The organism is Arthrobacter sp. AFG20 (assembly GCF_002892795.1).
Classification (GTDB): domain Bacteria; phylum Actinomycetota; class Actinomycetes; order Actinomycetales; family Micrococcaceae; genus Arthrobacter.
Genome location: NZ_PJMC01000004.1, coordinates 343605 through 365760, shown reverse-complemented (window position 1 = coordinate 365760; position 22156 = coordinate 343605). Strand labels below are relative to the sequence as shown.

Below are 22156 nucleotides of genomic sequence, written 5' to 3'. Positions count from 1 at the left end.
CACACGATGGAAGCCGGCCCTGAACGCCTTCGCCATCAGCTTCGACGGAAGAATCAACTAAATGCCAACCGTGGATCCACCGAAAATCGGACAGTCCCAGTAGGCTTCGGGAGGCCAACGAAGTAAGAGCTGGAAGGGGAACCGGTGGACGGCAAGCGCGACAACATTCGGTGGGAATGCGGAACTTGCGGGCAACAGCATCGAGGGTTGGCGACGGTTTTTGGGGCCCAAGCTCCGGATCCTTGGGTGCTCGCTACTGCAAGCGAACGTCAAGCCGGCGAACTGACCGCCGACATGTGCGTCATTGAAATCAAAGGCGAACAGCATTATTTCCTGAGAGGTCACGTTGAGATCCCCGTCATTGACGTGCCTGGCGATGTCTTTAGCTGGTCTGCTTGGGTCTCGCTAAGCCAAGAAAGCATGCAGAAAATTGCCGACCACTGGGACGACCCCGCACGCGCCTCATTGCCCCCAGTGTTCGGCTGGTTGTGCAACGAGCTGCCCTACGACCACTCAACGATCTCGATTCCGACGCATGTGCACAATAGGGACCCAGGGGTGGTTCCCTATATTCAACTCGACCCGTCGGTGGACCACCCGTTGGTTAAGGAGCAGGAAACGGGAATATCCCTGCACCGCCTGGCCGAAATCAACAACGCAGTGATGGGATAGGGCTGCAACTCAATAGCTGCCAAGCCCCATCCAGGAGGTCCGTAGTGGGTCGTCTCCGCTGCCCACAGCCGGGGACAATCCAAAATGGGTTATCCACCGCTACGGCCGCCGAGGGAGCTACCCCAACGGCTCCCAGAAAAACCAGCCGTGGATAACCCGGATTGGCCCCAACTGTGGACAGCTCAACCTCACCTTGAGTGCCAGTTACGGCCAGCAAAGGCCATCAATTGTCCTTGACAAAACCTATTGAGAATCCTCCGGGCTTTTCCCGGCACCCATGTGCACGACGGGACCCACCTGACCGGCTGCACACAAACGCCAGGACACCACACGCGGGCATGTCACCGCCGGGACCGGCGAATGTACACAGCCTAGGACCAGGGTCCTCACCCACGGCCAGCCCCCGGGCGCACCGAAAGGGGACCCAAGTTTCCCGGCAGGGACGGCCCGCAGGCGGTACGGGTGCTAGAGCTCCGCGAGGTCCATCTCGTATCTGACCTGCTTGAGCCGTTGAAGTGGCGCCGGGAACACTTCGTGGTCACCTCGGACGGCATTCCGGGGGCCGGTATCATTGACAGTCTCGCGGAGCATCTCGACGTCAGCTGGTTTGCTCGCGAGGGGAAAGCGTTGATCCGAACCAGACAAGAATGCTGACCTAGAACCAGTACTGTATAGGCGTCTCAAGCAACGATCTTCGGTCAGACCAAGGGGATTGAGCCGGGCAACCAGATCACAGGCCTCGTCGTCGCGAGGGCCGCGGGCTTCATGGCGCCAGCGCGAATGGAGGGTCACGGAATCGTCGGCTATCGTTCCCAGACCGGCAGCTACCCGTCTTGCCATCTCAGCTGTATCAGGAATAGCCTCTTCGTCCGTGAAGGCGGCTTCGTCTACCAGGGCGCTGATTTGCGCTTCCCGCAGTTCCCAATCGCAAAGTGTCGCGGCCCATTCATGGGGGAGCAGTTCACGTAGGCGTTCAAGGCCGGTGACCTCTTTGTACAGCGCCAGGAATTCTTCGGCAGCGCGTTCAATAACGGCGGGGGAATACCTGACGTTAACGCCTTTCCACGAAAACCATCTGCCCTCGCGTGCCCACTCCAGAATCTGGACAAGTCTCTGGGCTGTCTCCCATCGTGCCCCCTTAGGCTGGCGTTCCGTTCTGTAGTAGGACGAGTACTCAACCATGATGAACTCGAACGTTGCGTCACCCACCACGTCTTGCTGCTGGACGCGCACTTCCAATTCGCCGGCGGCCCTCAATAATTCCAGCACTATCGCCTCACCATGTTGTGATCGGACTGCCAGCGTGCTTGCCGCTTGATGGAGTTGCTCGAGGGTTTTCTGCCGTTCCCGGGCGGACTGGGCGGCTTTCTCCAGAGCCTCCTTAGTTGCCTGGGCGGCTTTCTCCAGAGCCTCCTTAGTTGCCTGCGCTGCTTTCGCTTCGGCTATTCGTGCCGCGTTCTGAGGTGCTGTTTCCAACAGCATCCGGGCGGGGGCATTTCGCGGTGTGACATCGCCATAGATCGTGTAGCTAAAGAGAGCAACGCCCGCAGTCGAGGCGTATTCGATGGCTTGTTTTGTGAAGCCAGAGAGAGCGAAAAACAAGGCATGTTCTGAGCCGTGGCTCGCGCCCTTTGCCTTTTGGATTTCAGGGGCACCGACCGGTGAGGCGTAATGTTTCACTTGGGCGGCGGCCGTGGCGGAGCGGACGTCAATCCCACCATCGGCTCCGCTGCGGGTCAGCGCGACTGCTTCCAATTCGAGGGTTCCACGCATGTACCATGCGGCTAATTCTTCGGCATCCCGCCAGTCATAGACGAGAATTTCTTTCGTATGCCGCGACGAACGGAATTGGCTAGTCATGGAGAGAGCATACTTTCACCCCACGTCACTTACAGCTTGAGACTTCCGCTGCAATTTGACGCCTATAGGAGCATCATGGGCACGGCAAAAGCTAATGCCCGAACAAACTGGTCCTCCGACTGCCCATCGGTTGCTCAAAGACTAGCCCCACAGGTCAAGGCTCCAAGTGCGCGGTAGAAGCGTGCGCTGACCACAGCCGGGGACAATCCCCGCTGGGTTATCCACCGCTACCCCGCCGAGGGAGCTACCCCAACGGCTCCCAATAAATTCAGCCATGGATATCCCGGATCGCCCCCAACTATGGACAGCTCAATCTCACCTTGGGTGCCGGCAACGGGCAGGCCGAGACCATCGATTGTCCTTGACAAAACCTATTGAGAATCCTCCGGGCTTTTCCCGCACACGTGGACGACGGGACCGCGCCTGACCTGGCTGCACACCTGCGCCTGAACCTCACCAATACGCTCCGGCGATCATGCACAACCTGGACGCGCAGTCGGTTGCCACGCGCGAGGTCTCCCATGGTCCGGGACTGCACGCCCTTGGCCAGAGGGGTGGCGACGTTCTCCGCGGCTTCAGGCCAGACCAGGATAGAGGTCTGAGTTCACGGGGTGCTCTGTGACAGCGCAACCTGGAAGTCAACGCGGCCTATATATCTTTCGTGCGGCGGCAGCAGTAACCTTCAGGAGTTCACGGGGGGAAAATTCGGAAGGAGATGCGAAATGTTTTATCGACTCAGGGCGGTGGTCGTCACCGGACTCGCCCTCGGACTAGCGGCCTTTGCTGCCGTTCCGGCCGTCGGGGCCCCCACGCAGCATGAGCAGAAACTACAGCTGAGCGGCGATCCTCATGTAACCGGGAGCAACTCGCTTGCACTGAAAGCTAAGAAGATACCATCGGGCGCGCTTGTCGAAGCCTGCTTCACTTTCCGCTTCACTGGTGACCTATTGGACCTGGGTGAGGGGCTTACGCTCGCTCCGAAGGGTCAGGAGGGGCCTGGCTTCTTTAACCCGTCCTCCGAACCAATCTCTTCACGCACCATGTGTGTCAACAACGACAACGCCCCGGATTTCATTGCGGCCATCGAGCAAGGTAGTGCCGAGAAATTCATTGTCAAGGCTGACCCTAGCACCAGCACCTTCACCGTTTCGTCAGTCAGGATGATTCTGACGTACGCATAAGTCCCATAACCGCATATCCCTAGGCATACGAGACCACCTACCGGCCGCGTAGTCACACCGCCCGGACGAGGAGGGTGGTGGCGCCGGCAACAAGCAGCGCCCCGATGCCCTACAGACCTGAAGAATCATCGGCTCAGCCGAGCACGAATACTGCCGCGCCGAGCGCCGCGACGAGGAGCGAGACCAGCCACCTCATGCCTTCTCCACCGACTCGCCGGCGGCATCGTCGTCGACCCACTCGAGCAGGTCGCCCGCCTGGCAGCCGAGGACCCGGCACATCGCGTCCAGGGTGCTGAAACGGACCGCCTTGGCCCGGCCGTTCTTCAGCACCGCCACGTTGGCCGGGGTGATCCCGACCCGCTCGGCGAACTCCCCCACGCTCATCTTGCGTTTGGCCAGTTCGACGTCGATGCGCACCACAATCGCCATCAGATCACCCCTTCCATGTCCGTCCGCAGTGACGTCGCCTGCCGCAGCAGATCCCGCATCACCGCGATCAGCAGCACCAGCACCGCTCCGATCAGCGTGACGCCAATCAACACCATTGGCAGCCCGGGGTCGCGCAGCTCGGGGGTGAAGTAGATGTACGCGACGAGGGAACCGGCCATCGACGCCAGCACCAGCCACGCCACCACGAACGCCCACATGATCACGTCCACCCACCGCAGCGAGGCCGCGGTGAAGATCCGGTCGCGCTGGACCAGGGTCAGCAACCGCCAGATGCACACGATCACAACCTGCAGGCATACGGCTTCCAGTTCCCAGAACAGCAGCATCGGCCACCGCCAGGGATCCATCCTGGGCCCCTCCTCGGTGGTGAAGAGAAACTCACCAGGAAACGACATGACCTGGGCAACCAGCAGTCCGAGGAACACCATTACCAGCAGGACCCGAAGCGGGAGGACAAATCGACTAACGATAGACATAACGTCATATTCTGTTTTTTTCTATCGAAAGTCAATATGACGTGCCGTTGTCAGCCGTCCGCGCCCCTGAAAGCCTTCGAAGCTAGACTGACAGCCGATGAAGACTGGGGAAAGAATTTCAGGCCAAGTGAACGCGCCGCTGCTGCGCAGGGCAGCTACCTGTTGCCTGCTGCTCGCTGCCGTGACAGCGGTAGCAAATTTGGGCGGCCTGGTACTGGTGACTCCGGGCGGCGTGCTGCCTGGCTGGGCCGTTAGCGGCATGCTGCTCGTAGCCTCGCTGGCACTGCTCCTGATCAGCCGTCGCGCGGCTGGAGGAGGGAGCAGGCCGCGCCGAAACGCGTTCACTGCCCTGCTGCACCGGCTGGTGGTCTTCGGCGTCGGATTGAGCAGCCTGACCGGAGCGCTGGGTGACTTGAGTGCCACCTACCACGTGCTGGAACCGGCAGGGCCGAACGGCTGCCGCGCCGTCGTGCGCGAGTATTCTTTCCTCTTCGCCGGCAGCGGTGCAGTGTATGCGGTCGGCCCCATCGGAATCGGGACGCGGGCAAGCACCTGGACCACCGACGACGGCTACGAGCCAGTCGCCGACGGCTCCTATCAGCTGCGCTGGGAGGCTGGCAGCGGCACCCTTCGACTCATGGGCGGGATCGATCCCGTCTGGCCACGCGCGCACGAGGTCACATGCGGTTGAACACCCACATGCGAAAGGCAAGGAGAGTCAATCTCCTTGCCACTTTCAGGATATAGCCCGCCAGGGGGCTTGCCGCAAGGCCCCTACCCTCAACCAGAATGGTTGGCCGCGGCGAAATTTTGGATTGGGGTTTCACATGTTTGACGTGATCATTAGCGGTGGCGGGCCGACGGGGATGATGCTGGCCAGCGAGTTGCGGCTGCACGGCGTGGACGTGCTCGTGCTGGAGAAGGACGCTGAGCCGACCAACGCGGTCCGCTCGCTGGGCCTGCATCCGCGCAGCATCGAGATCATGGACCAGCGCGGCCTGCTGGACCGCTTCCTCGCACTGGGGCAGCAGTACCCGGGGGTCGGCCGCTTCGCCGGGATCGACAAACCCCTGCCGGCGGACCTGGACACCGCACACGGCTACATCCTCGGCATCCAGCAGCCGGTCACCGACCGCCTGCTGGCGGAGCGCGCCGTCGAACTCGGTGCGCAGGTCCGCCGCGGCTGCGAGGTGGCGGGCTTCGAGCAGGACGACGACGGTGTGACCGTCGAACTTGCTGACGGCACACAAGAACGCTCGCGCTGGCTGGTCGGCTGCGACGGCGGACGCAGCCTGGTGCGCAGGCAGCTCGGCATCGGCTTCCCGGGCGACCCCGCCACGAACGAATGGATCCACAGCGAGCTGGAGGTGACCACGCCGCCGAGCGAGCTAAGCCAGATTGTGGACGAGGTCCGCAAGACGCACAGGGGGTTCGGCGTCGGCCCGGCCGGAAACGGGCTGTTCCGTGCCGTGGTGCCTGCGGCGACGGTGGCCGAGGACCGCTCGGTCCCGCCGACCCTGGAGGAGCTCCGGACCCAGCTGCGGGCCCACGCCGGCACCGACTTTGGCGTCCATTCACCGCGCTGGATAACCCGCTTCACCGACGCCACCCGGCTGGCCGAGCAGTACCGCGCGGGCCGGGTATTCCTCGCCGGCGACGCGGCGCACGTCCATCCGCCACTGGGAGGGCAGGGCTTGAACCTCGGCATCCAGGACTCGTTCAACCTCGGCTGGAAGCTCGCCGCCGAAATCAACGGCTGGGCACCGCCAGGGCTGCTGGACACTTACTTCATCGAGCGCCACCCGGTTGCCGAAGGCGTGCTGACCATCACCCGGGCCCAGAGCGAACTGATCTCCCCCGAGCCCGGCCCCCAGGCAGTCCGCCGCCTGCTGGCCGAGCTGATGGAGTTCGACGACGTCAGCCGGTTCCTCGCCGAAAGGATTGCCTCGATCGGGGTCCGGTACGACTTCGGCGAAGGACCCGGGCTGCTCGGCAGGCGGCTGCGCGACATTCCCCTGTCGCGGGGCCGTCTCTACGAGCTCACCCGCGAAGGCCGCGGGCTCCTGCTGGACCAGACCGGCAGGCTCTCCGTAACAGGATGGGCGGACCGGATCGACCACGTCGCGGACGTCAGCGGGGAACTGGACGCGCCCGCGGTCCTGCTTCGGCCGGACGGCCACGTCGCATGGATCGGCGAAGACCAGGACGAGCTGCTCCCCCAGCTGGAAAAATGGTTCGGGGCCGCGTCGAAGGGCAGTGAAGACGATTAAGTCCGACGACGGCGGTCGGCTTTAGGCCGACGCCGGGCGGTACCGCAGTATGCGGCCGGCAGCGGACAGCTAGGCAGGACTGTCCGCTGCCGGCCGGTTCAAGTCTCCGCCGCGGTCCTTGGAAGAAGGATGGAGTCCCTTGGATGGACGATGTTGGTGCTCCTGAGTGCAAAGGCAAGGAGAACCCAGCTGTGCTGTTGAACCACAGAAGCGGCCTCCGCCGGGCGAGCGAAGACCGCCACTTTCTGTGTTTGAAGAGCATCGGTTGCAAGTGAGCACGACATGTGCCCGGTGGTGTATCTGACCAAGCATTGGAGCGGCCAATACAGGAACGTTCTTTTTGCTGCAGTGATAATCACTTATCAGCGTGCGGTTCGCCGTCAATCCGAAATTAGGCACGAACGAGTTCTACGTTGATGGCGTATAAAGAAGAAAATGCACCGAATTCGTTATGGTTTTATCCGCGCAGAAGCACCCAGCCAGCCTTGTCGCAATATTGCCCCCGGGATTTGCATAAAGCCGGGCACCGCTCCCTCATGGAGCGGCACCCGGCACGAGTGGATGGCTTAGGAGGCTACGTCCAGAGGCGCCTTTGGGCCCCTCCGTCCCGACGCTTTGATGAGGCTGTTGATTGTGAAGTATTGGGGACCGAGGACGACGGCGGCACTTGCGGTGCCGCCGTCGTCCTCCCAGTCGCTAGTCAGTCAGCGGTAAAGGCCTCGGACTCCTACTTGTGGTTGTTATTGACCCAGATCTTGACGGTGTCACTCCGGCTGAAATCGGACGAGCCGTTCCCATTCCCGTGGCCGCGATGGTCCTTGTCCTCCACATTGATCCGAACAGTGTGGTAGACCTTGACGAAGTGCTCGCCCCGGTCAGCGGTTACCTTCTCCACATTGACGATCTTGTCGTGGTGGCCTGAAACCGAGACAGTGTCCCAGGCATCCCCGATTTTCTCGGTGTCATGGCGGTCATGCACCTGGAACATCTTCTGGTTATAACGAACATCGGCGTCCTTGTCGCAGTGAATCTTGAACGCGAACGCAACCCGTACATCACGGTCCTTGCGGTTATCGCGGCTCATGGCGTTCCGCCCATGGTCCTTTGCATACGGGTCCAGCGCCGTGACGGTGCAATCAGCTTTTCTGGAATGATCGTTCGATGCCGTAGCTGGTGCGGCCAGGGCGATGGGGCCGGCGAGCAGACCCAAGGAAACTGTCGAAATCATCGCGAACCGGGCGGCGAAAGAATGGCGGCTACGGATCATCGGAGTTGTGGTCATTTCTTGCTCCTGCAGTCTTCTGCAAATTCATTTTTGTGGGCGGGCAACGCTGGCCAATCCCGTTGCATTGGCAGGCTGAGTCAGCCATTTGCCGCGAAATTAAAAAAGGCTCCCGTAAGCTACGGGAGACCTGGGGGCCGGATTCGTTTTAAGGCTTTTCCCTTGGATCCGGTACTTTCATATAGTACGCCCGAATTTTGCTGTGAGCACCTATTTCCGCAATTTAAGTCCGACGACGGCGGTTGTGTTTAGGTCAACGCCGGGCGGTACCGCAGTAGGGCGTTGCCCGATCCCGGGAACGCCCGGACGTCCAGCAGGGAAAGGTTTGCAGGCTGGAGGAACAAGGGCAGGCCTGCGGTGAGGGCGCCCGGACTGACGGTCAGATGCAGTTCGTCGATGAGCCCCTGGACCAGCAGGCCGTTCCACATAACGCGGCTGGCGAAGATCAGGATGTCTCCAGTCCCCTTGAGTTTTTCCTGTTCCAGCCACGTCCCCACTTCGTCCCGTCGGATAATCGTGGTGGCCGCCCAGGGGTGGTCCGCAGGGACATTCAGGGAGTCCGACACCACCACTTTCGCTACCCGGTTGTAGAGGCGGCTGGTTTCCCGGTTGTCCGGACTCAGCGCGCGGTTGTCGGGGTCCTCGGCAGCGTCAGCAATGGCCGGCCAGTAGGCGCCGAATCCTTCAAAGGATGTCCGGCCCAGCAGCACCGTTCCCGCCGACCGCAGCCGTTCAAGGTTGTAGGCGTCGAAAGCCTCATCCATGTTCAGCACCGTCGGGTTCCCGCTCTGGTCGGCGTAGAACCCGTCCAGGGAGACGATGTTGTTGACAACAGTCCGGCGCATACACGAATCCTAGACGACTCCGCGGTCCATTTGGCGGCCGGCAGCAGACTGGGCTAGGCAGGAACCCCGTCACCGGAGGGTGGATGTAAGACCACCGCCGCCGGCCGATCCAAGTCTCCGACGCCGTCCTTGGAAGAAGCATGGAGTTCCTTGGAAGATCCCAAGGGAGCAGTGGTTTGGCATCCGAACCCAACGTGTCCCGGCCACAGCGGCGGGGGGGGACTACGTCGGTGGAGCCACCGGTCAGCTCCATAGGGTCCCGAGGGGATTCCCTAAGGTGGCGGTGCCAAGCTGTCGGCATCTGGCTGGGGAGTTAGACCGTAACTCCTTCCAATCAGTTTGCCGGGTTCAGCAGAGCAGCCCGGCGGCCAACTCCCGTTTTAGGACGTGAAGGCCGCCTCGCGGCCGCGTCACTGATGCGGCGTCACGGATCGGACTGCGGAAATGCCCATCACCAGCAATGTCGCTTGGGACACACGACTGGAAACCTTCAAGGGCAGGGACACTGCCCAGTACATCGATACAGTCATGGCAATGGCCAGCCGCTGCGCTGCCTGCCGGCTTCCACTGGGTCCAGGCGCTGCCGTATCCCTGACTGTCGACATCACCGAAAGCCACGATCTGGAGGGCATGGTGTCCCTCACCTTCGATCCGGCTGTCTATCACCTGCAGTGTCAGGAACCCGCCCTAAGGTTGCATCAGTCGGCCGGCTTTGACGGCGATCTGACGTCAGTCGGTGCGCGTCTCGTTTTAGCCGGAGGCGCAGACGGCGAAAGGAGCATTCCCGTGCTCGCCTACACCCTGACACCGAGTCTGGTCTTCGGAGCGCCCGGTGGTGAGATGACGTCGGCCTTGGTTTCAGCCCTGCTCAGCCATGGGTTCCAGATGTCATTGACTGGCAGCTATGGCGAGATCGTACGGCGATCTGTTCCCGCGCGGGACACCTGCACCTGCTCGGTGAGCGACGGCGGAGCAATTGCGTTGCATGTGGACGGAGAACTCATGCATTCGCAGCAGCTTGATCAAACGGACGTCGGCGATGCCCTGTGGCTGGAAGGAACGACGGCAGGCCACGTCCTCGTCATCAGCGGTGACCACCTCGTTTTCGCAGAGACCGGCCTGGAACTGGACGTTGCGGCGCGCCTCGGCACACTGGTCACTGGCATCGTTCCGGTGATCGCGTGAACACGCGCGGGATGGCGGTTGTGGACCGCGAAGCCGCCGCCCCGTTCGCCCCACCAGTGCGGGAAGGTCTCCTGCAGTTTCAGCTCAGGCGCCTCATCGGTGAAGTCCTCTCCCAGACGGACCTCGAACCCCATATCCGGGCGTCACTGCTGCGGCACACCGCATTGCACCCAGAGAATCCTGGGCAGGCACTGCTTCACCACCTGCACGATGTCCACGCGCCGGACGACCTGTAACCGGTGACGGCCCCCCGGGAAAGTCGGCTAGTGGGCGCCGCTGCCCCATGGAAGCGGCGCCCGGTGTATGGGGGCTCGGCTTAGGACGCCGCGCCCAGGGTGATGTCCGCGGTCTGCTCCTGGCCGTCGCGCTGGAAGGTGATCTTCACGGTGGTTCCGGCGGCCTGCTCGCGGGCGGCCGCCGTCAGCTCGGAGGCGTTCGTTACCGTCCGGCCTGCCAGGCCGGTCACCACATCGCCGGACTGCAGCCCGGCCTTGTCCGCTGCAGACGCGGGGGTTACTGAGGCCACTTCGGCGCCGGCAGTGAAGTCCGACGACGACCCTGACGTTTTGTCCTGAACGGTCAGTCCCAGCTGGCCATGGGTCGCCTTGCCCGTGGAGATGATCTCCTCCGCCCGCTTCGCCTGGTTGATCGGGATGGAGAAGCCGACGCCGATGTTGCCGCTCGAGGACGACGACGATCCTGCCGATGCGATGGCCACGTTCACACCGATGATCTCGCCCTGCGCATTGACCAGGGCACCTCCCGAGTTGCCGGGGTTGATGGCCGCGTCCGTCTGGATGACGTTAATGCTGATGGAATCCTGCGTTGAGGATCCCTGGGAGGTGGCGGACGACTCCGTCTCGATCGTGCGGTTCACGGCGGAAACGATGCCGTCCGTGACGGTGCCGCTGAGTCCCAGCGGCGCGCCGATCGCAATGGCGGTATCGCCCACGTTGACGGCGCCGGAGTCACCGAGCGTCGCCGGGGTCAGCCCCTGAGCATCGATCTTGATGACGGCCAGGTCGGACAGCGGATCAGTACCCACGATGGTCGCTTTAAAGACCTGCCCGTCGTTGGTGCGGACCTCGACGGCGGCATCCGCCGCCGCCCCGTCCACGGTCACCACGTGCGTGTTGGTGAGAATGTGGCCCTCTGTGTCCAAAATGATGCCCGAGCCGGTGCCCCCTGAACTGCCGGAGCTGGTGCTGATGGTCACCACGCTGGGCGAGGCCTTCTGCGCGGCGGCGGTGACGGCGTTGACGCTCTCCGTGTTGTTGACAATGACCGGGCTGATCGCGGCCTGCACCGTGGTGGCTGCATGTGCTGGCGCGTAGGGCCACAGTGCAGAAACCCCGGAAGCCGCGCCGCCGCCCAGAAGACCGGCCGCCACGAGGCAGGTGACGAAGACCGCGGGGCCAACCCGCTTCTTGTCCCGCGGGCGGGCCGGCGGGACAGGCGGCGCAAGGGTCACCGTGCCAAAAGCCGAAGGGGAAGTTACAGGAGGCACGCTGGGCAGAGGGGCCGTCCCTTGCGAATCACCGGTGTGAGGGACAGGCTTGTTGCTGGTCTCCGCGTACATGTGTGGCTCCTCAGGGGTACCGCTCCGATGATTCCCGGAGCTTTCTCCCTAATCCTGTCCACCTGGCCTTTGGCCGTTCTGTCCCGGTGCTGTGATGAGGCTGTGAAGCGCGCGATGGGGCATGCATGGCAGAAGCGGCCTCCGCAGGCGCGCAGGAGACCGCTTCTTTATTTGATTCTGCGGGGACAGTGGTGAGAACAGCCCCGCGGAATCAATCCTTCTGTGCCGTACCTGGTCAGTTACACGAGGCTAGGGGTGCCGGGGCGGGGTGTGGCTCCCACCATTGTTGCCGTAGCCGCCGTTGTTGCCGCCGTAGCCGCCGTTGTTGCCGCCGTGGCCGCCGCCGTAGCCGCCGTTGTTGCCGCCGTAGCCGCCGTGGTGGCCGCCGTTGTTGCCGCCGTGGTGGCCGCCGTGGTGGCCATTGTGGTTGCCATGGCCGTGATGGCTGTGGTCCCGGCGCGGCTTGTGGTGGTGGCGCCTGTTCCAATCGCGATTGTGACCGTCGCAGTCCCTACCGTTCCTGTCGTACCCCTCGTTGTCGTAGCCCCATCTGTCCCACTTGTTGCTCTGTGTGGACGAATAGGTCGTCTTCGACCCGGTGTCCGCAGAGGCAGCTCCAGCAGTGAGTGCAGTGCCACCAAGGGTCAGGCCTGCGGCGAGAACAGCGGTGCTGAGAAGGCGAGTTGCTTTGTTCATTGGAGTGGTTTCCTTGCGATCTGTTATTCATAAGGAGCCGTAGAGCAGAAGGTGCGCAACTCTGCGATCGTGCGTCGTTTGGGCGCACTTCACCCTGCGGGTATTGTCTACGGTTGTTTATCCAAGTATTCAATTACGGCCATTGACCGCCGCACTTGGATAGTTTTCCATGGCCTTAAAACATCAGGCAATGAGTAACTTTCTGCATGTTGTCTTGAAGAGCCCTGGTTGCGGTGAGCACAATAGCGTGCCCTGTGGGATACCTGTTCAAGCAATGGAGCGGTCGAAGCGGACCTAATCCAATGGATCGAACCGTAGCCCAAATCTTTCTGCTTTCCCCGGATTGTCGGGGCTGATAACTACGCTACCGGTGAATTGCGATATTGAAAAGACCGATTATCGATTTCGATGAACTTTTTTCAGCAAGCGGAACGACGCATAATCTGGGCGTGCGACATCACATCGTGTCCCATCAGTTGCGGAACTGCATGCCCTATTGCCAATAGGCTTATTTGCATGCGGCTTTCTCATAAGTGCGTCATAAATTAATAAGCCACGATGATGCAGCGGGATTACCACCGCTGTGCCGCGCCGGCCTCGTTATGCGGGACTAGCGCTGCGGGTAGATGGGGTGAACCGGATCCTTGGGATAGTACTTTGGCGGACTGACGCGGCATTTGCCCTTGTCGTGATGCTTGCCTTTGTCCTTGCCCACATGCCTCCAGTGGCCGTTGCACTCCTTGCCCGGGCGGTTGTGGCCGGCCTTGTCAAAGCCATCTTTGTCGTAGCTGCTGTGCTGCGGTGACGAATAGGTCGTCATCGGCCCCGTGTCTGCAGAAGCAGCTCCAGCGGCGAGTGCCGCGCTGCCGAGGGTTAGGCCAGCGGCGAGCACAGTGGTGCCGAAGAGGCGAGATGCTGTATTCATTGGAATGGTTTCCTAGCGAGTGGTTATTCAAAAGGAACCGCAGAGCAGAAAGGCCCGCATCATTGCGATGCTCTTTCGCATGGGCGCAGTACACCCATGAGCGCTGCTACGGTTATTTATCAGAGCTGTCATTATGCTGATTCAGCGCAGCATCTGGATACTTTTCCCATGCCGGTCAAACGTCAGGCAGCGGACTATGCTGTGCCCGTTATTTTGAAGAGCCATGGTCGCAAGCGGCACTATTCGTGTGCCTGGGTGGGATACCTGTTCAATAGCAGTGGAGCGGTGACTGTGACCGGAACCAATGGGGTTGAACAGCACCCCCGCCCTTTCAGTTTTTTCGCGGTGAAAGCGGCGTGGGAACCACCCTACCGATGAATGCGGGACCTGAAAAGACCTTTCTTTTTATTACGACAAAATTCCCTTATGAGAACTTCCTAACAGAAGGCGCAGTCGATATGACCCGCCGCGTGAATTCATCACCAGTGCATGTCGCACCGGTCAGAAACCACAGGGAGGCAAGCATCCGGACACCGTAAGTTCGGATTTTCATGCTTTTTGCTTTGATTGTGGCCGCACCTCACCGTGCAGCGTGTATTGAAGAGTGGCGCGGAATCTATTTATGGTCTGTCCGCGCAGAGGCTCAGCCATGGCCTTACCGCGATTGTGCCCCTGTGACAAGAGGACTTACCGGAGTACCTACACTAGGTGAGGCGCAACCAGAGCGCACCCACAATGAGTACTCGTATTTCAGCTTCTCCCACTACTTGGTTGCTCGGGCGCGCCGTGACCAGCAGGTATGCCGTCACGCACCCATAATGAGGCGGACAAATACATCGAAACATGCATGGACCATAGGTAATACACAGCCAGCCCCCAGGATCTGGGGCCACAACTGTACGTTCGCGCTGAGAACTACGCCCAGCCGCCACCCATCCGGACGCGGCCACCGGAGGCGTTCCCGCCGTACAGCCAAAGGACCCCTTCGGTGTCGACGGCGAGGAGGTCGTTCCTGCCGTCGCCGCTGAAGTCTCCGCGTCCGGCCAGGGTCAGCATGGAATTCCAGCCCTCGCCCATCTGGAGCCGCGGGAGCCAGCCGCCGCGGCCGTTGCCCGGGTACAGCCACAGGGTTCCGCCGCTGTCACGGGCCACCAGGTCTGACTTCCCGTCTCCATTCATGTCACCTGGCCCAACAAGGGCGGTCATCACGTTCCAGCCGCCGCCCACCCGGACCCGAGGCAGCCAGCCGCCGCGGCCGTTCCCTGGGTACAGCCACAGGGTTCCGCTGCTGTCCCGCGCCAGCAGGTCGGCTTTCCGGTCACTGTTCATGTCGCCGGATCCGACGAGGGCGGTCATCACGTTCCAGCCGCCGCCCACCCTGGCGCGCGGCAGCCAGCCACCGCGCCCGTTGCCCGGGTAGAGCCACAGCGTTCCGTCGGTATCCCGGGCCAGCACATCCGCCTTGCCGTCGCCGTTCATGTCACCGGCGCCCACGAGCGAGGTCATCACGTTCCAGCCGCCGCCCATGCGGACCCGGGGCAGCCAGCCACTCCGGCCGTTGCCGGGATACAGCCACAGGCTGCCGCTGCTGTCCCGGGCCACCGCGTCGGCCTTCCGGTCGCCGTTCATGTCACCGGTTGCCACGAGCATGGTGATGCGGACGCGGTCCGGGAGCAGTGCCGCGGCGGCATCCACCAGGCCGGCGCCGCACCCCTGCGGGCATCCGCCGGCTACGGGTCTGGCGGTGTGCTTCAGGCGTGCTTCGACGGCGGCCGGTGTCGCCGTCGGGCCCATCTGGGCCATGAGCAGGGCGGCCGCGCCGGAAACGTGTGGTGCCGCGAAGGAGGTGCCTTCAACCCAGTAGTAATTAGTACCGGCCCCCTCGGCTGCCTGCTTGTCGCCGTCGTTCCCTGTGGAAAGAACACCGTTGGGGAGGCCGCTGTTTGAATCATCGGCGGAGGTCGGGGTCATGTCGCCGCCAGGCGCGGTGATGTCGACGCCGGGACCGAAGTTGGAGTACGGCGCCAGCGCGCCGCTGGGGCCACTGGCAGCAACGCTGATGACGTTCCGGCAGTTGGCGGGGGTGGAGTTGGAGGCCTGCGCCATTTCGTTGCCTGCCGCCGCGACCACCACCGCTCCCCTGGCGGTGGCCGTGTCGATGGCGTCCTGGAACGTCTGCGGGCACGCTTCCGTGCCGCCAAGGCTCAAGTTGATCACGCGCGCCGGATGCAGGTTTGCCGGCGCGTCATTGACGGGGGCTCCGGACGCCCAGAGGATTGCGTCGGCGATGTCCGATACCTGCCCGCCGCAGGGGCCGAGGACGCGCAGCGGAAGGATCTTTGCCTCAGGGGCGGTGCCGGCAATGCCCACCGCGTTTCCGGTGACCGCCGCGATGATGCCGGCCACGTGCGTGCCGTGCCACGAGGAAGCCATCTCCGCGAGGCCCTCGCCGCACTGGCCGTTGGCTGACCAGTCACCCATGTCGGTGGCATCCGCATCCCGGCCGTCGTCGTCGCGGGCGTCAGCGGGGTTGCTGATCATGTCGTAGCCCGGCAGCATGTTCGCGTCCAGGTCAGCGTGGCTGGTAATGCCGGTGTCGAGGACGGCCACCACCTGGCCCCCACCCCTGGTGACATCCCACGCCCCGGTGGCCCTGATGCCACCGGCGTTCTGTGAGAGGCTCCACTGGTCTACGAAGGCCGGATCATTCGGGTTGGCAGCCATCGCGTGCAGCTTCACGTCGGGCTCGGCATACGCCACCGCGGGGTCGGCGCGCAGCGCGGCGAGCAGCTTCCCGGCGTCGCCATCCCCCAGCTCCTTGCTGGTGCGCACCACGCGGGCTCCCCCGGCGGTGCCGCGGACGTCCCTGGCGGTTGCACCGAGCTTACCAGCGGCGCGGCTAAAGGACTGGGCACGTAGCGCGGAACCGGACCGGACAGGGTCCTTGAACTTCACGATGAACTGGTCCGTGGGCGCGGTGGCCACCGAGGGCCGGCGCGGGACGGACGGGAACGTCGAATCATCGGACGCCGCGGCGGCCGGGGCGATGAGGGCCGCCGACACCAGACCGGTGACGCCAGCGGATATGACGACAGCAGAGAAACGTGTTCGGCGCGTAAGAGACATCGAGACCATCCTGTGCAGCGCCGCTCGGCCGCTGGTGCCGGGACGCAGTTATGTGGCGCGGCCCCCGCCGCGTTCAGGACGAGTCTACGGGGGTGTCAGAGTGATTGCGAGGTGGGCTGCAGTCGCCGGTCAAACGGAAAATCGGCCTGATCAAGGCGAATTTATTCCCGAGGTAATTCCTTTGCAGGTAGCCTGTGCTCATGACGGGCGGCTCAGCCGGGGGAAGCAATAAATACGAGTGGCAGTCGTGGCCGCACGATTCACTTGAAGGTATGCCACCGAAACGTCGGCGCCTAGTCGCTTGGGGCCTACTTTGGTTCCTGATTTTAGGGTCAGTAGTTGGGGGCATACTTAGTTGGCTCGGCTTGTCCGAACCTTGGCGTTCTTTGCTAATCACCTTCGTTCTCGCGGCAGTCTTTATCCCACTTATTCGAGGTGCAGTGCTGGAAGGCCGGCAGCTTCGTGGCGAAGGCATCTACCTGCCGTCGCTACCGGTCAGCCGAAAATCGCTGATCGTCAACGTTGTCTTCGTTATCGTGCTGTGGACTGTTTACGTTGGCTGGGTTTTGAGCTTGAGAGAGCCGGTGTTTCCGTTGCTGCCGGTTGCGGCCACTATTTGGGTTGCATTCGACTTTCGGCGTTGGGGAGGCCTTGAAGCTAGCGAGCGTCGCGGACCTGACGGCAGCGCAGGAAACCAATGAAGAGTGCGCTGAGAGTTCTATTCTGGGTCGCAGCTTCCCTCATGCTTGCCTGGATTGCTGAACTAATCGGAGGGCCGGGAGCTGGCGGCACAACTTTGCTCGTCATGGGGGTAATTCTTGCGGCGTACTACGGTGTGGAGATGAGCCGCCACTACTCAGCCCGAGTGGAACAAGCTCACCAGGACCTGACGGCTGTGTCACATGACTTAGGAGGCAAAAGCCGACGGATCAAGCCGTCTCAGTGGTTTTGGATCACTTTGACATACTCCTGTTCAGTACCGTCGGCCCCTAAGCCTGCCCAAGACATGGGCGCTTCGACGGAGCACAGACGCCATTCTGAATGACCGGGAGGACAGAATGGCTTCCCGGTCGCGAATGAGTTCGGCGTGGCTTCGGGCAAGAACATCGCGCTCGGACCGTGCATCGTCCAATTCGGTCCACAGGCGCCCGACGCTGCCGCTCAGGGTGCGGAACAGGGTCCTCTGCTCCTTGGCCTCCCGGGACCAGGAGCCTTCTGCAGCCAGTGGGGTTACTTCGGCCAGACCAGTGAGAGTTTCCGTTTGCGCGCCCGACAGCACCCGAGCCACGCTATCCCACCACTCCCGCTGCGTTTGCGCGACGTCGGGGAGTACCCGCCCAAGATGTTGACGGACTTCCTCGCGCCGCACCCACGCTTCCGATATGCCGCTGTCCATTCCCCCTGATGCAAGGCTGGGCAAAGGAAGGGACCAGTCCCCCAACCCCCAATTGCCCATGGCGCCGTGCAAGCGGACGTCTGAATAGGCATCATTGGATACGGCGACCACCGGCACTCCTGCGGCCAGACCGAAGACAGCGGGGTGGTAGCGGTTTGTCAGCACGAGTTGGGCCGCTTTGGTGATTGATGCGGCTTCACCCACCGGGAGCACGGGAAGCGTCCTGAGGCGGCCGCTGCGGGAATTTTCGAGGAGGACCCGGTGGGAGTCATGGTCGCCGCCCGAGTCGTCGGACCCGAGGGGCCCCATGTGCGGAAGGAGGTACACGGGCAGACCGGTCAGATCAGCGGCACGGTCGAGCACCGCGGCCAGTGCCGGGAGGTTGTTGCTTCCTTCCCGCCACGCGTCAGGGCCGAACGTAGCCGCAATGTACTGCCCATCCGGCAGTTCCTTTCGCTGCCGGCCCGTCTGTGCATCCAACTGGTCCGACGCAGGACGCATCGCAACGAAACTTCCGTCGTCCAGGACCCGCACCAAGCTTTCAGAATCCAGGCCGAGCTCCCGCCCCAAAGCGTAGGACGATGGCTCACGGGCCCCAACAAGGGCGGCGGACATCAGCAACTCTTGAAGAACGGTCCTGTCCTGCGGCAGCAGCGCGGGCCCGAACGTCTGGCCACTGACCACCAGCGGCTTCCCCAGCTGCTTCGCGATTAGCGCGACGGCGGCACGTTCATACAGCAGCCAGCCGAAAAGGGAATTCATGTTGCCCCCGCCGGCGATGAGCACGCCGTCGGCCTCCCCGATCGCTTCGATCACTGACCACGTATGGTCGGCGGAAGGCAGGGCCGACCGGTCACCGGCGGCGGCCCGCCGGACCAACTCGAGATGGCGAGCCCGCTCCGCGGGCGGCCAGGGAAACTCGACGGTATGGGCAGCGCCCACCCCGTAGAGCCGAGATGTCTGCACCGGATCGCGGGACAGCAGGACAAACTCGGCGTCCATCCGCTTTTTCAGCTCGTCCACGGCGGCGACAGTCATTGCCTCGTCCCCTACGTGGTACGCAGCCTGACCGAGATCCCCTTGAACAACAATCTTCACTTAGATGTCCTCTTCCGGCCCGTGGCGCGTCGATGGTCGACGGCAGGCTGATACACACCTGTCTCGTGGACAGGGCAAATAAGATTCAAAACTGACGAAGAACCGGGCACATCGCCCGGCTCCGCGCGGGCCTGGGCCCTTACCGCTGCAGCAGGCGGTCCTTTAGCCGGCGGTAGCGACGGCGCAGCAGGCTCACCAGGCTTGCGTCGCTGATGGCTTCCTCCAGCAGGCGAAGCCGCTCCTCGGACCGGGCGGAGCGGTCGATGAGCTCCCTGAGCAGCCCCTCGGAGTAGTTCTGGCGGTTGTGGAAGTGGTGGGCTTCCGCGTCCTGGTGCTTGGTGACGTACAGGAGGGCACCCAGGCCGGCCTGGGAAACGTGACTGCGCAGGTGCTTCTCGCGGACGGCGCGGTCGAAGTCCTGGTGAGCGGTGTCCGAGACGATGACGCTGTTACCGAGGTCCCCGGTGGATTCACGGCGCTGGTGCCAGAAAGCCAGCGGCTCACCGTCGATGAAGCCGATCCGGTGGGACTGGAGAACCCGCAGCTGGAACTCCCAGTCACCCACGACGTCCAGGTCCTCGTCAAAGTAACCGACCTCGTCATGGAGCGAGCGGCGGTACAGGAGCGAAATGGGCACACACCGGTTGTGCCGCAGAGTGTCGAAGAGCGTGATGGCACGGACGTCCGCGCAGAAGATTTCGCGGCTGATCTCCTCGACGCTCTCGCCGACGATCCGCTCATAGACGATCTCGGTGCGGACGGCGGCTCCGGCGTCGTCCGTGGTGTCCAGGTGCGCCACGGTGCGGGCGAGGAAGTCCGGGTGCCACTTGTCGTCGTCGTCATGGACAGCGATGTACTCGGAGTTCGAGGCCTTGATTCCAGCGTTAGACGCCGCTTCCATGCCCCGCCCCACCTCGTGGTGGATCACCAGTACCCGGTCGCCAAGGTCGCTGCTGTACTTCTCTACGACGGGGTCCACTTCGCTGGTCCGGCCGCCGTCGTTGACCAGAACAAGCAGCCAGTCCGTGAAGGACTGGGCCAGCACGTCGCGGATGGCACGGTCCAGGAGCAGGGCGCGGTTCCTGGTCCGCATGACGATTGCCACACGGGCAGAGGGCATGACTGTCATGGCTGTATTGACCTAGCGTGAGGGAGATGATGTCACCTGAGGATATCCGACGGCAACCCGTCGCACATTCCTGGCAAGAGTCCGCGACCTAATATTAACCCTGCGCCGAACGTCCAATCACGCATTTACCTGCGCCCGTATTCTGCATCTGTCATATCCCGCAGAACCGGAAGGCTTCCCCTGCGATTATCCCGGTCAGGACTCGGGCGTGTCTCCTAAAAGCTGTCAGCCAGATGCTGATTGCCCGGAGGACCGCTCCACCGCGGTAAGTAAGGGCGAGTTTGTCGCAGTGCGCTGCTAGGGCTCACGACTGCTTGAAGATATTGAGGTTGCGTTCGACGACGTTGCGGCCTTGTAGTCCTCTTTGTCGAAGGCCGGCTTTATCGAAGGCCGGCGGTCGGCCACCGGTGGAACGCCGTCGTTTTCGATGGCCGATCTGATCGGATGGTAGCGGGATGACGGCAATGATGCCGCGATCGCGAACGTGGGTTCGGATGGTTCTGGATGAGCACGCCTGGTCGCCGCGGACACGGTCTAGGCGGGTGCGCGGCCTGCCGTGACCAGCGCGATTGATCTTTAGCTGCTCCATCAGATGGGTGCACATTGGCGCATCCCCCGCCCCGCCCGGGAGCGGCCAGCAGCAGCAAGGTCCTACCCTTACCGTCGACCAGGGCGTGAATCTTGGTGCTCAGTCCACCGCGGGACCGTCCAATTGCATGATGGTCCGGTTCAGCAAACAGATTCATGTAAGTCGAGCGGGCCCCTGTGGTGGCTGGAACCGGACTACGATTACTTTCCGTATAAACACAGACACTTCGTGGGGCCCTTGAGAGGTATTGATGGATTTCTTAAAGTGGCAGGCGTATGCCCAGCAAACGGAAGACCCAAATCTGTTGGTGGTCTTGAGCCGGCACGAGGAAACGTACATGCGCTGTGTTGTCGCTAGTAATAAGCGCACGCCTCCCGCAGTTCTACAGGAACTTGCCACAGACCATGAGCCCGTTGTTAGGTCGGGCGTAGCAAGTAACCCTAACTGCACCAAGCAGACGCTGGACCTGCTGCTGATGGACCCCGACCGAGACGTACTGGTCAGCGCAGGATCGAACCCCGGGTTTCCTCAAGCCAGATTTCCGGAATGGATGGCACTCGGGGGTGCGGCATGCGAAGAAATCGCTCGAAATCCTGTATGCCCGGAAGAGGTCATGCTCGATCTGCTCAAGCTGTATCCCCATTCCGACGTTCCACACAATCTACTGATGAATCCTTGCATCACCCCTGGGGTGATAGAAGAAATCGCGGCCTCAACGGACTTCGAGCACGTTCGTGCTTGGACTGCATCCCACCCCAAGGCTCCGGCCTCGCTCGTGCAAAGGCTACTCAACGACCCAGATCATGAAGTACGAACTGCGGCCTTAACCCATTGGGCTTGCCCCGTACAGTTTTTGACAGCGGCCGTAAGAACTAAGGATTTTGATAGTTGGAAGGCCGTCGCCGGCAACGCCCGAACTCCACGCAACATCCTGCTCCGCCTGGCCCTGTACGAGTACGATGCGGGCGAGTACGCGAATGAGGACGAAGATGAGTGGGCAATCGACAGAGTCTGTTTTCGAGATGTCTTGGTCGCCCTTGCATCCAACCCAATGACGCCTCGTCACGTTGTTGAGAGACTCGCCGTCAGCGACGACGGTACTGTGGCAGAAGCCGCGCAGGCCAACCCAGCCAAGGGGACTGAAGACATCTTGGCCCCGAGCTGACAGGGGACGTTCCCTTGGGCCCCAGATGCTCTCGTAAACGGCGGCGCACATGGGGCAGTCATTTTGACGTCGACAACCAAGCAGCACTTGCCCTTGTAAGTAGTCGGGGGGCTGCTTGGTTACCCAAGTCCCGTCGGTGGAAGGTTACAGGTTTGTAAGCAGCCCACCGGGGCGTCCCCACAGGATTTCGCTCCCGTCAGAAGCTCGGGACACGTAGGCGCCCACGCGGCGT

General features: G+C 62.4%; 20 protein-coding genes. 8 read left to right on the top strand and 12 right to left on the bottom strand.

Annotated elements, in window-relative coordinates:
- The first annotated feature begins 144 nt into the window (after window positions 1-144).
- Window positions 145-672: a DUF2199 domain-containing protein gene (locus tag CXZ05_RS07050; protein WP_180987312.1), complete on the top strand. Its 528-nt coding sequence runs from the start codon at window positions 145-147 to the stop codon at window positions 670-672.
- A gap of 465 nt (window positions 673-1137) precedes the next feature.
- On the opposite strand, the gene CXZ05_RS07045 is transcribed toward CXZ05_RS07050, so the two are convergent.
- Window positions 1138-2532, bottom strand: a complete 1395-nt coding sequence (locus CXZ05_RS07045) for a restriction endonuclease (RefSeq protein ID WP_102971890.1) — start codon at window positions 2530-2532, stop codon at window positions 1138-1140.
- Between the two features lie 722 nt (window positions 2533-3254).
- Here CXZ05_RS07045 and CXZ05_RS07040 point away from each other — a divergent pair.
- On the top strand, window positions 3255-3713 hold the full coding sequence (locus CXZ05_RS07040; RefSeq protein WP_102971889.1) for a hypothetical protein: 459 nt from the start codon (window positions 3255-3257) through the stop codon (window positions 3711-3713).
- A 192-nt stretch (window positions 3714-3905) separates the two neighbouring features.
- Here the strand turns inward: CXZ05_RS07040 and CXZ05_RS07035 are convergent, their stop codons facing one another.
- Both CXZ05_RS07035 and CXZ05_RS07030 read right to left on the bottom strand, forming a co-directional pair.
- On the bottom strand, window positions 3906-4142 hold the full coding sequence (locus CXZ05_RS07035; protein WP_102971888.1) for a helix-turn-helix transcriptional regulator: 237 nt from the start codon (window positions 4140-4142) through the stop codon (window positions 3906-3908).
- A complete protein-coding gene (locus CXZ05_RS07030; RefSeq protein WP_102971887.1) occupies window positions 4142-4639 on the bottom strand; it encodes a DUF2975 domain-containing protein in 498 nt (165 codons plus the stop codon). Before CXZ05_RS07030 ends, CXZ05_RS07035 begins: the two co-directional genes overlap by 1 nt.
- A gap of 97 nt (window positions 4640-4736) precedes the next feature.
- Between CXZ05_RS07030 and CXZ05_RS07025 the strand changes: the two genes are divergently transcribed.
- Both CXZ05_RS07025 and rox read left to right on the top strand, forming a co-directional pair.
- On the top strand, window positions 4737-5330 hold the full coding sequence (locus CXZ05_RS07025; protein ID WP_146033072.1) for a hypothetical protein: 594 nt from the start codon (window positions 4737-4739) through the stop codon (window positions 5328-5330).
- Between the two features lie 136 nt (window positions 5331-5466).
- Window positions 5467-6909: a rifampin monooxygenase gene (gene rox / locus CXZ05_RS07020; RefSeq protein ID WP_102971885.1), complete on the top strand. Its 1443-nt coding sequence runs from the start codon at window positions 5467-5469 to the stop codon at window positions 6907-6909.
- Between the two features lie 727 nt (window positions 6910-7636).
- Here rox and CXZ05_RS07015 read toward each other — a convergent pair.
- Together CXZ05_RS07015 and CXZ05_RS07010 are read right to left on the bottom strand one after the other, a co-directional pair.
- Window positions 7637-8191 (bottom strand): hypothetical protein, encoded by a 555-nt coding sequence (locus tag CXZ05_RS07015; RefSeq protein ID WP_102971884.1) that lies wholly within the window; start codon window positions 8189-8191, stop codon window positions 7637-7639.
- Between the two features lie 248 nt (window positions 8192-8439).
- On the bottom strand, window positions 8440-9036 hold the full coding sequence (locus CXZ05_RS07010) for a dihydrofolate reductase family protein (protein ID WP_102971883.1): 597 nt from the start codon (window positions 9034-9036) through the stop codon (window positions 8440-8442).
- Between the two features lie 444 nt (window positions 9037-9480).
- Between CXZ05_RS07010 and CXZ05_RS07005 the strand changes: the two genes are divergently transcribed.
- Together CXZ05_RS07005 and CXZ05_RS07000 are read left to right on the top strand one after the other, a co-directional pair.
- Window positions 9481-10221 carry a hypothetical protein gene (locus tag CXZ05_RS07005; RefSeq protein ID WP_102971882.1) on the top strand — a complete coding sequence of 247 codons (741 nt, stop codon included), beginning with the start codon at window positions 9481-9483 and terminating at the stop codon, window positions 10219-10221.
- The gene (locus CXZ05_RS07000; RefSeq protein WP_102971881.1) at window positions 10218-10457 is read left to right on the top strand and encodes a hypothetical protein; all 240 of its coding nucleotides are present in this window, start codon (window positions 10218-10220) and stop codon (window positions 10455-10457) included. The genes CXZ05_RS07005 and CXZ05_RS07000 overlap by 4 nt, the downstream gene beginning before the upstream one ends.
- Window positions 10458-10537: 80 nt before the next feature.
- On the opposite strand, the gene CXZ05_RS06995 is transcribed toward CXZ05_RS07000, so the two are convergent.
- The 4 genes from CXZ05_RS06995 to CXZ05_RS06980 all read right to left on the bottom strand — a co-directional run bounded on the left by CXZ05_RS06995 (window position 10538) and on the right by CXZ05_RS06980 (window position 16547).
- Complete coding sequence (locus CXZ05_RS06995; protein ID WP_102971880.1) at window positions 10538-11800, bottom strand: S1C family serine protease; 1263 nt, start codon at window positions 11798-11800, stop codon at window positions 10538-10540.
- A 249-nt stretch (window positions 11801-12049) separates the two neighbouring features.
- Window positions 12050-12496 (bottom strand): hypothetical protein, encoded by a 447-nt coding sequence (locus CXZ05_RS23080; RefSeq protein WP_180987311.1) that lies wholly within the window; start codon window positions 12494-12496, stop codon window positions 12050-12052.
- A 610-nt stretch (window positions 12497-13106) separates the two neighbouring features.
- Window positions 13107-13421 carry a hypothetical protein gene (locus tag CXZ05_RS06985; protein WP_146033071.1) on the bottom strand — a complete coding sequence of 105 codons (315 nt, stop codon included), beginning with the start codon at window positions 13419-13421 and terminating at the stop codon, window positions 13107-13109.
- 915 nt (window positions 13422-14336) lie between these two features.
- Window positions 14337-16547, bottom strand: coding sequence for a S8 family serine peptidase (locus CXZ05_RS06980; protein WP_102971878.1), 2211 nt, complete (start codon window positions 16545-16547; stop codon window positions 14337-14339).
- A 200-nt stretch (window positions 16548-16747) separates the two neighbouring features.
- On the opposite strand from CXZ05_RS06980, the gene CXZ05_RS22825 reads away from it, so the two are divergent.
- Entirely contained in the window at window positions 16748-17248 is a 501-nt protein-coding gene (locus CXZ05_RS22825; RefSeq protein WP_146033070.1) for a hypothetical protein, read from the top strand.
- Window positions 17249-17520: 272 nt separating this feature from the next.
- Here the strand turns inward: CXZ05_RS22825 and CXZ05_RS06975 are convergent, their stop codons facing one another.
- The 3 genes from CXZ05_RS06975 to CXZ05_RS22820 all read right to left on the bottom strand — a co-directional run bounded on the left by CXZ05_RS06975 (window position 17521) and on the right by CXZ05_RS22820 (window position 20774).
- Complete coding sequence (locus tag CXZ05_RS06975; RefSeq protein WP_102971877.1) at window positions 17521-19041, bottom strand: polysaccharide pyruvyl transferase family protein; 1521 nt, start codon at window positions 19039-19041, stop codon at window positions 17521-17523.
- 139 nt (window positions 19042-19180) lie between these two features.
- The gene (locus CXZ05_RS06970) at window positions 19181-20170 is read right to left on the bottom strand and encodes a glycosyltransferase family 2 protein (RefSeq protein ID WP_102971876.1); all 990 of its coding nucleotides are present in this window, start codon (window positions 20168-20170) and stop codon (window positions 19181-19183) included.
- Window positions 20171-20474: 304 nt separating this feature from the next.
- Window positions 20475-20774, bottom strand: a complete 300-nt coding sequence (locus CXZ05_RS22820) for a transposase (protein ID WP_146033069.1) — start codon at window positions 20772-20774, stop codon at window positions 20475-20477.
- A 235-nt stretch (window positions 20775-21009) separates the two neighbouring features.
- Between CXZ05_RS22820 and CXZ05_RS22815 the strand changes: the two genes are divergently transcribed.
- Window positions 21010-21924, top strand: coding sequence for a hypothetical protein (locus CXZ05_RS22815; protein WP_146033068.1), 915 nt, complete (start codon window positions 21010-21012; stop codon window positions 21922-21924).
- The last annotated feature ends 232 nt before the right edge of the window (window positions 21925-22156 follow it).

Excerpts from the sequence above, each read along its gene's own strand:
- CXZ05_RS07045 (WP_102971890.1), bottom strand. The coding sequence starts at position 2,532 with ATGACTAGCCAATTCCGTTCGTCGCGGCATACGAAAGAAATTCTCGTC.
- CXZ05_RS07040 (WP_102971889.1), top strand. The coding sequence starts at position 3,255 with ATGTTTTATCGACTCAGGGCGGTGGTCGTCACCGGACTCGCCCTCGGA.
- CXZ05_RS07035 (WP_102971888.1), bottom strand. The coding sequence starts at position 4,142 with ATGGCGATTGTGGTGCGCATCGACGTCGAACTGGCCAAACGCAAGATG.
- CXZ05_RS07030 (WP_102971887.1), bottom strand. The coding sequence starts at position 4,639 with ATGTCTATCGTTAGTCGATTTGTCCTCCCGCTTCGGGTCCTGCTGGTA.
- CXZ05_RS07025 (WP_146033072.1), top strand. The coding sequence starts at position 4,737 with ATGAAGACTGGGGAAAGAATTTCAGGCCAAGTGAACGCGCCGCTGCTG.
- rox (WP_102971885.1), top strand. The coding sequence starts at position 5,467 with ATGTTTGACGTGATCATTAGCGGTGGCGGGCCGACGGGGATGATGCTG.
- CXZ05_RS07015 (WP_102971884.1), bottom strand. The coding sequence starts at position 8,191 with ATGACCACAACTCCGATGATCCGTAGCCGCCATTCTTTCGCCGCCCGG.
- CXZ05_RS07010 (WP_102971883.1), bottom strand. The coding sequence starts at position 9,036 with ATGCGCCGGACTGTTGTCAACAACATCGTCTCCCTGGACGGGTTCTAC.
- CXZ05_RS07005 (WP_102971882.1), top strand. The coding sequence starts at position 9,481 with ATGCCCATCACCAGCAATGTCGCTTGGGACACACGACTGGAAACCTTC.
- CXZ05_RS06995 (WP_102971880.1), bottom strand. The coding sequence starts at position 11,800 with ATGTACGCGGAGACCAGCAACAAGCCTGTCCCTCACACCGGTGATTCG.
- CXZ05_RS23080 (WP_180987311.1), bottom strand. The coding sequence starts at position 12,496 with ATGAACAAAGCAACTCGCCTTCTCAGCACCGCTGTTCTCGCCGCAGGC.
- CXZ05_RS06985 (WP_146033071.1), bottom strand. The coding sequence starts at position 13,421 with ATGAATACAGCATCTCGCCTCTTCGGCACCACTGTGCTCGCCGCTGGC.
- CXZ05_RS06980 (WP_102971878.1), bottom strand. The coding sequence starts at position 16,547 with ATGTCTCTTACGCGCCGAACACGTTTCTCTGCTGTCGTCATATCCGCT.
- CXZ05_RS22825 (WP_146033070.1), top strand. The coding sequence starts at position 16,748 with ATGACGGGCGGCTCAGCCGGGGGAAGCAATAAATACGAGTGGCAGTCG.
- CXZ05_RS06970 (WP_102971876.1), bottom strand. The coding sequence starts at position 20,170 with ATGACAGTCATGCCCTCTGCCCGTGTGGCAATCGTCATGCGGACCAGG.
- CXZ05_RS22820 (WP_146033069.1), bottom strand. The coding sequence starts at position 20,774 with ATGTGCACCCATCTGATGGAGCAGCTAAAGATCAATCGCGCTGGTCAC.
- CXZ05_RS22815 (WP_146033068.1), top strand. The coding sequence starts at position 21,010 with ATGGATTTCTTAAAGTGGCAGGCGTATGCCCAGCAAACGGAAGACCCA.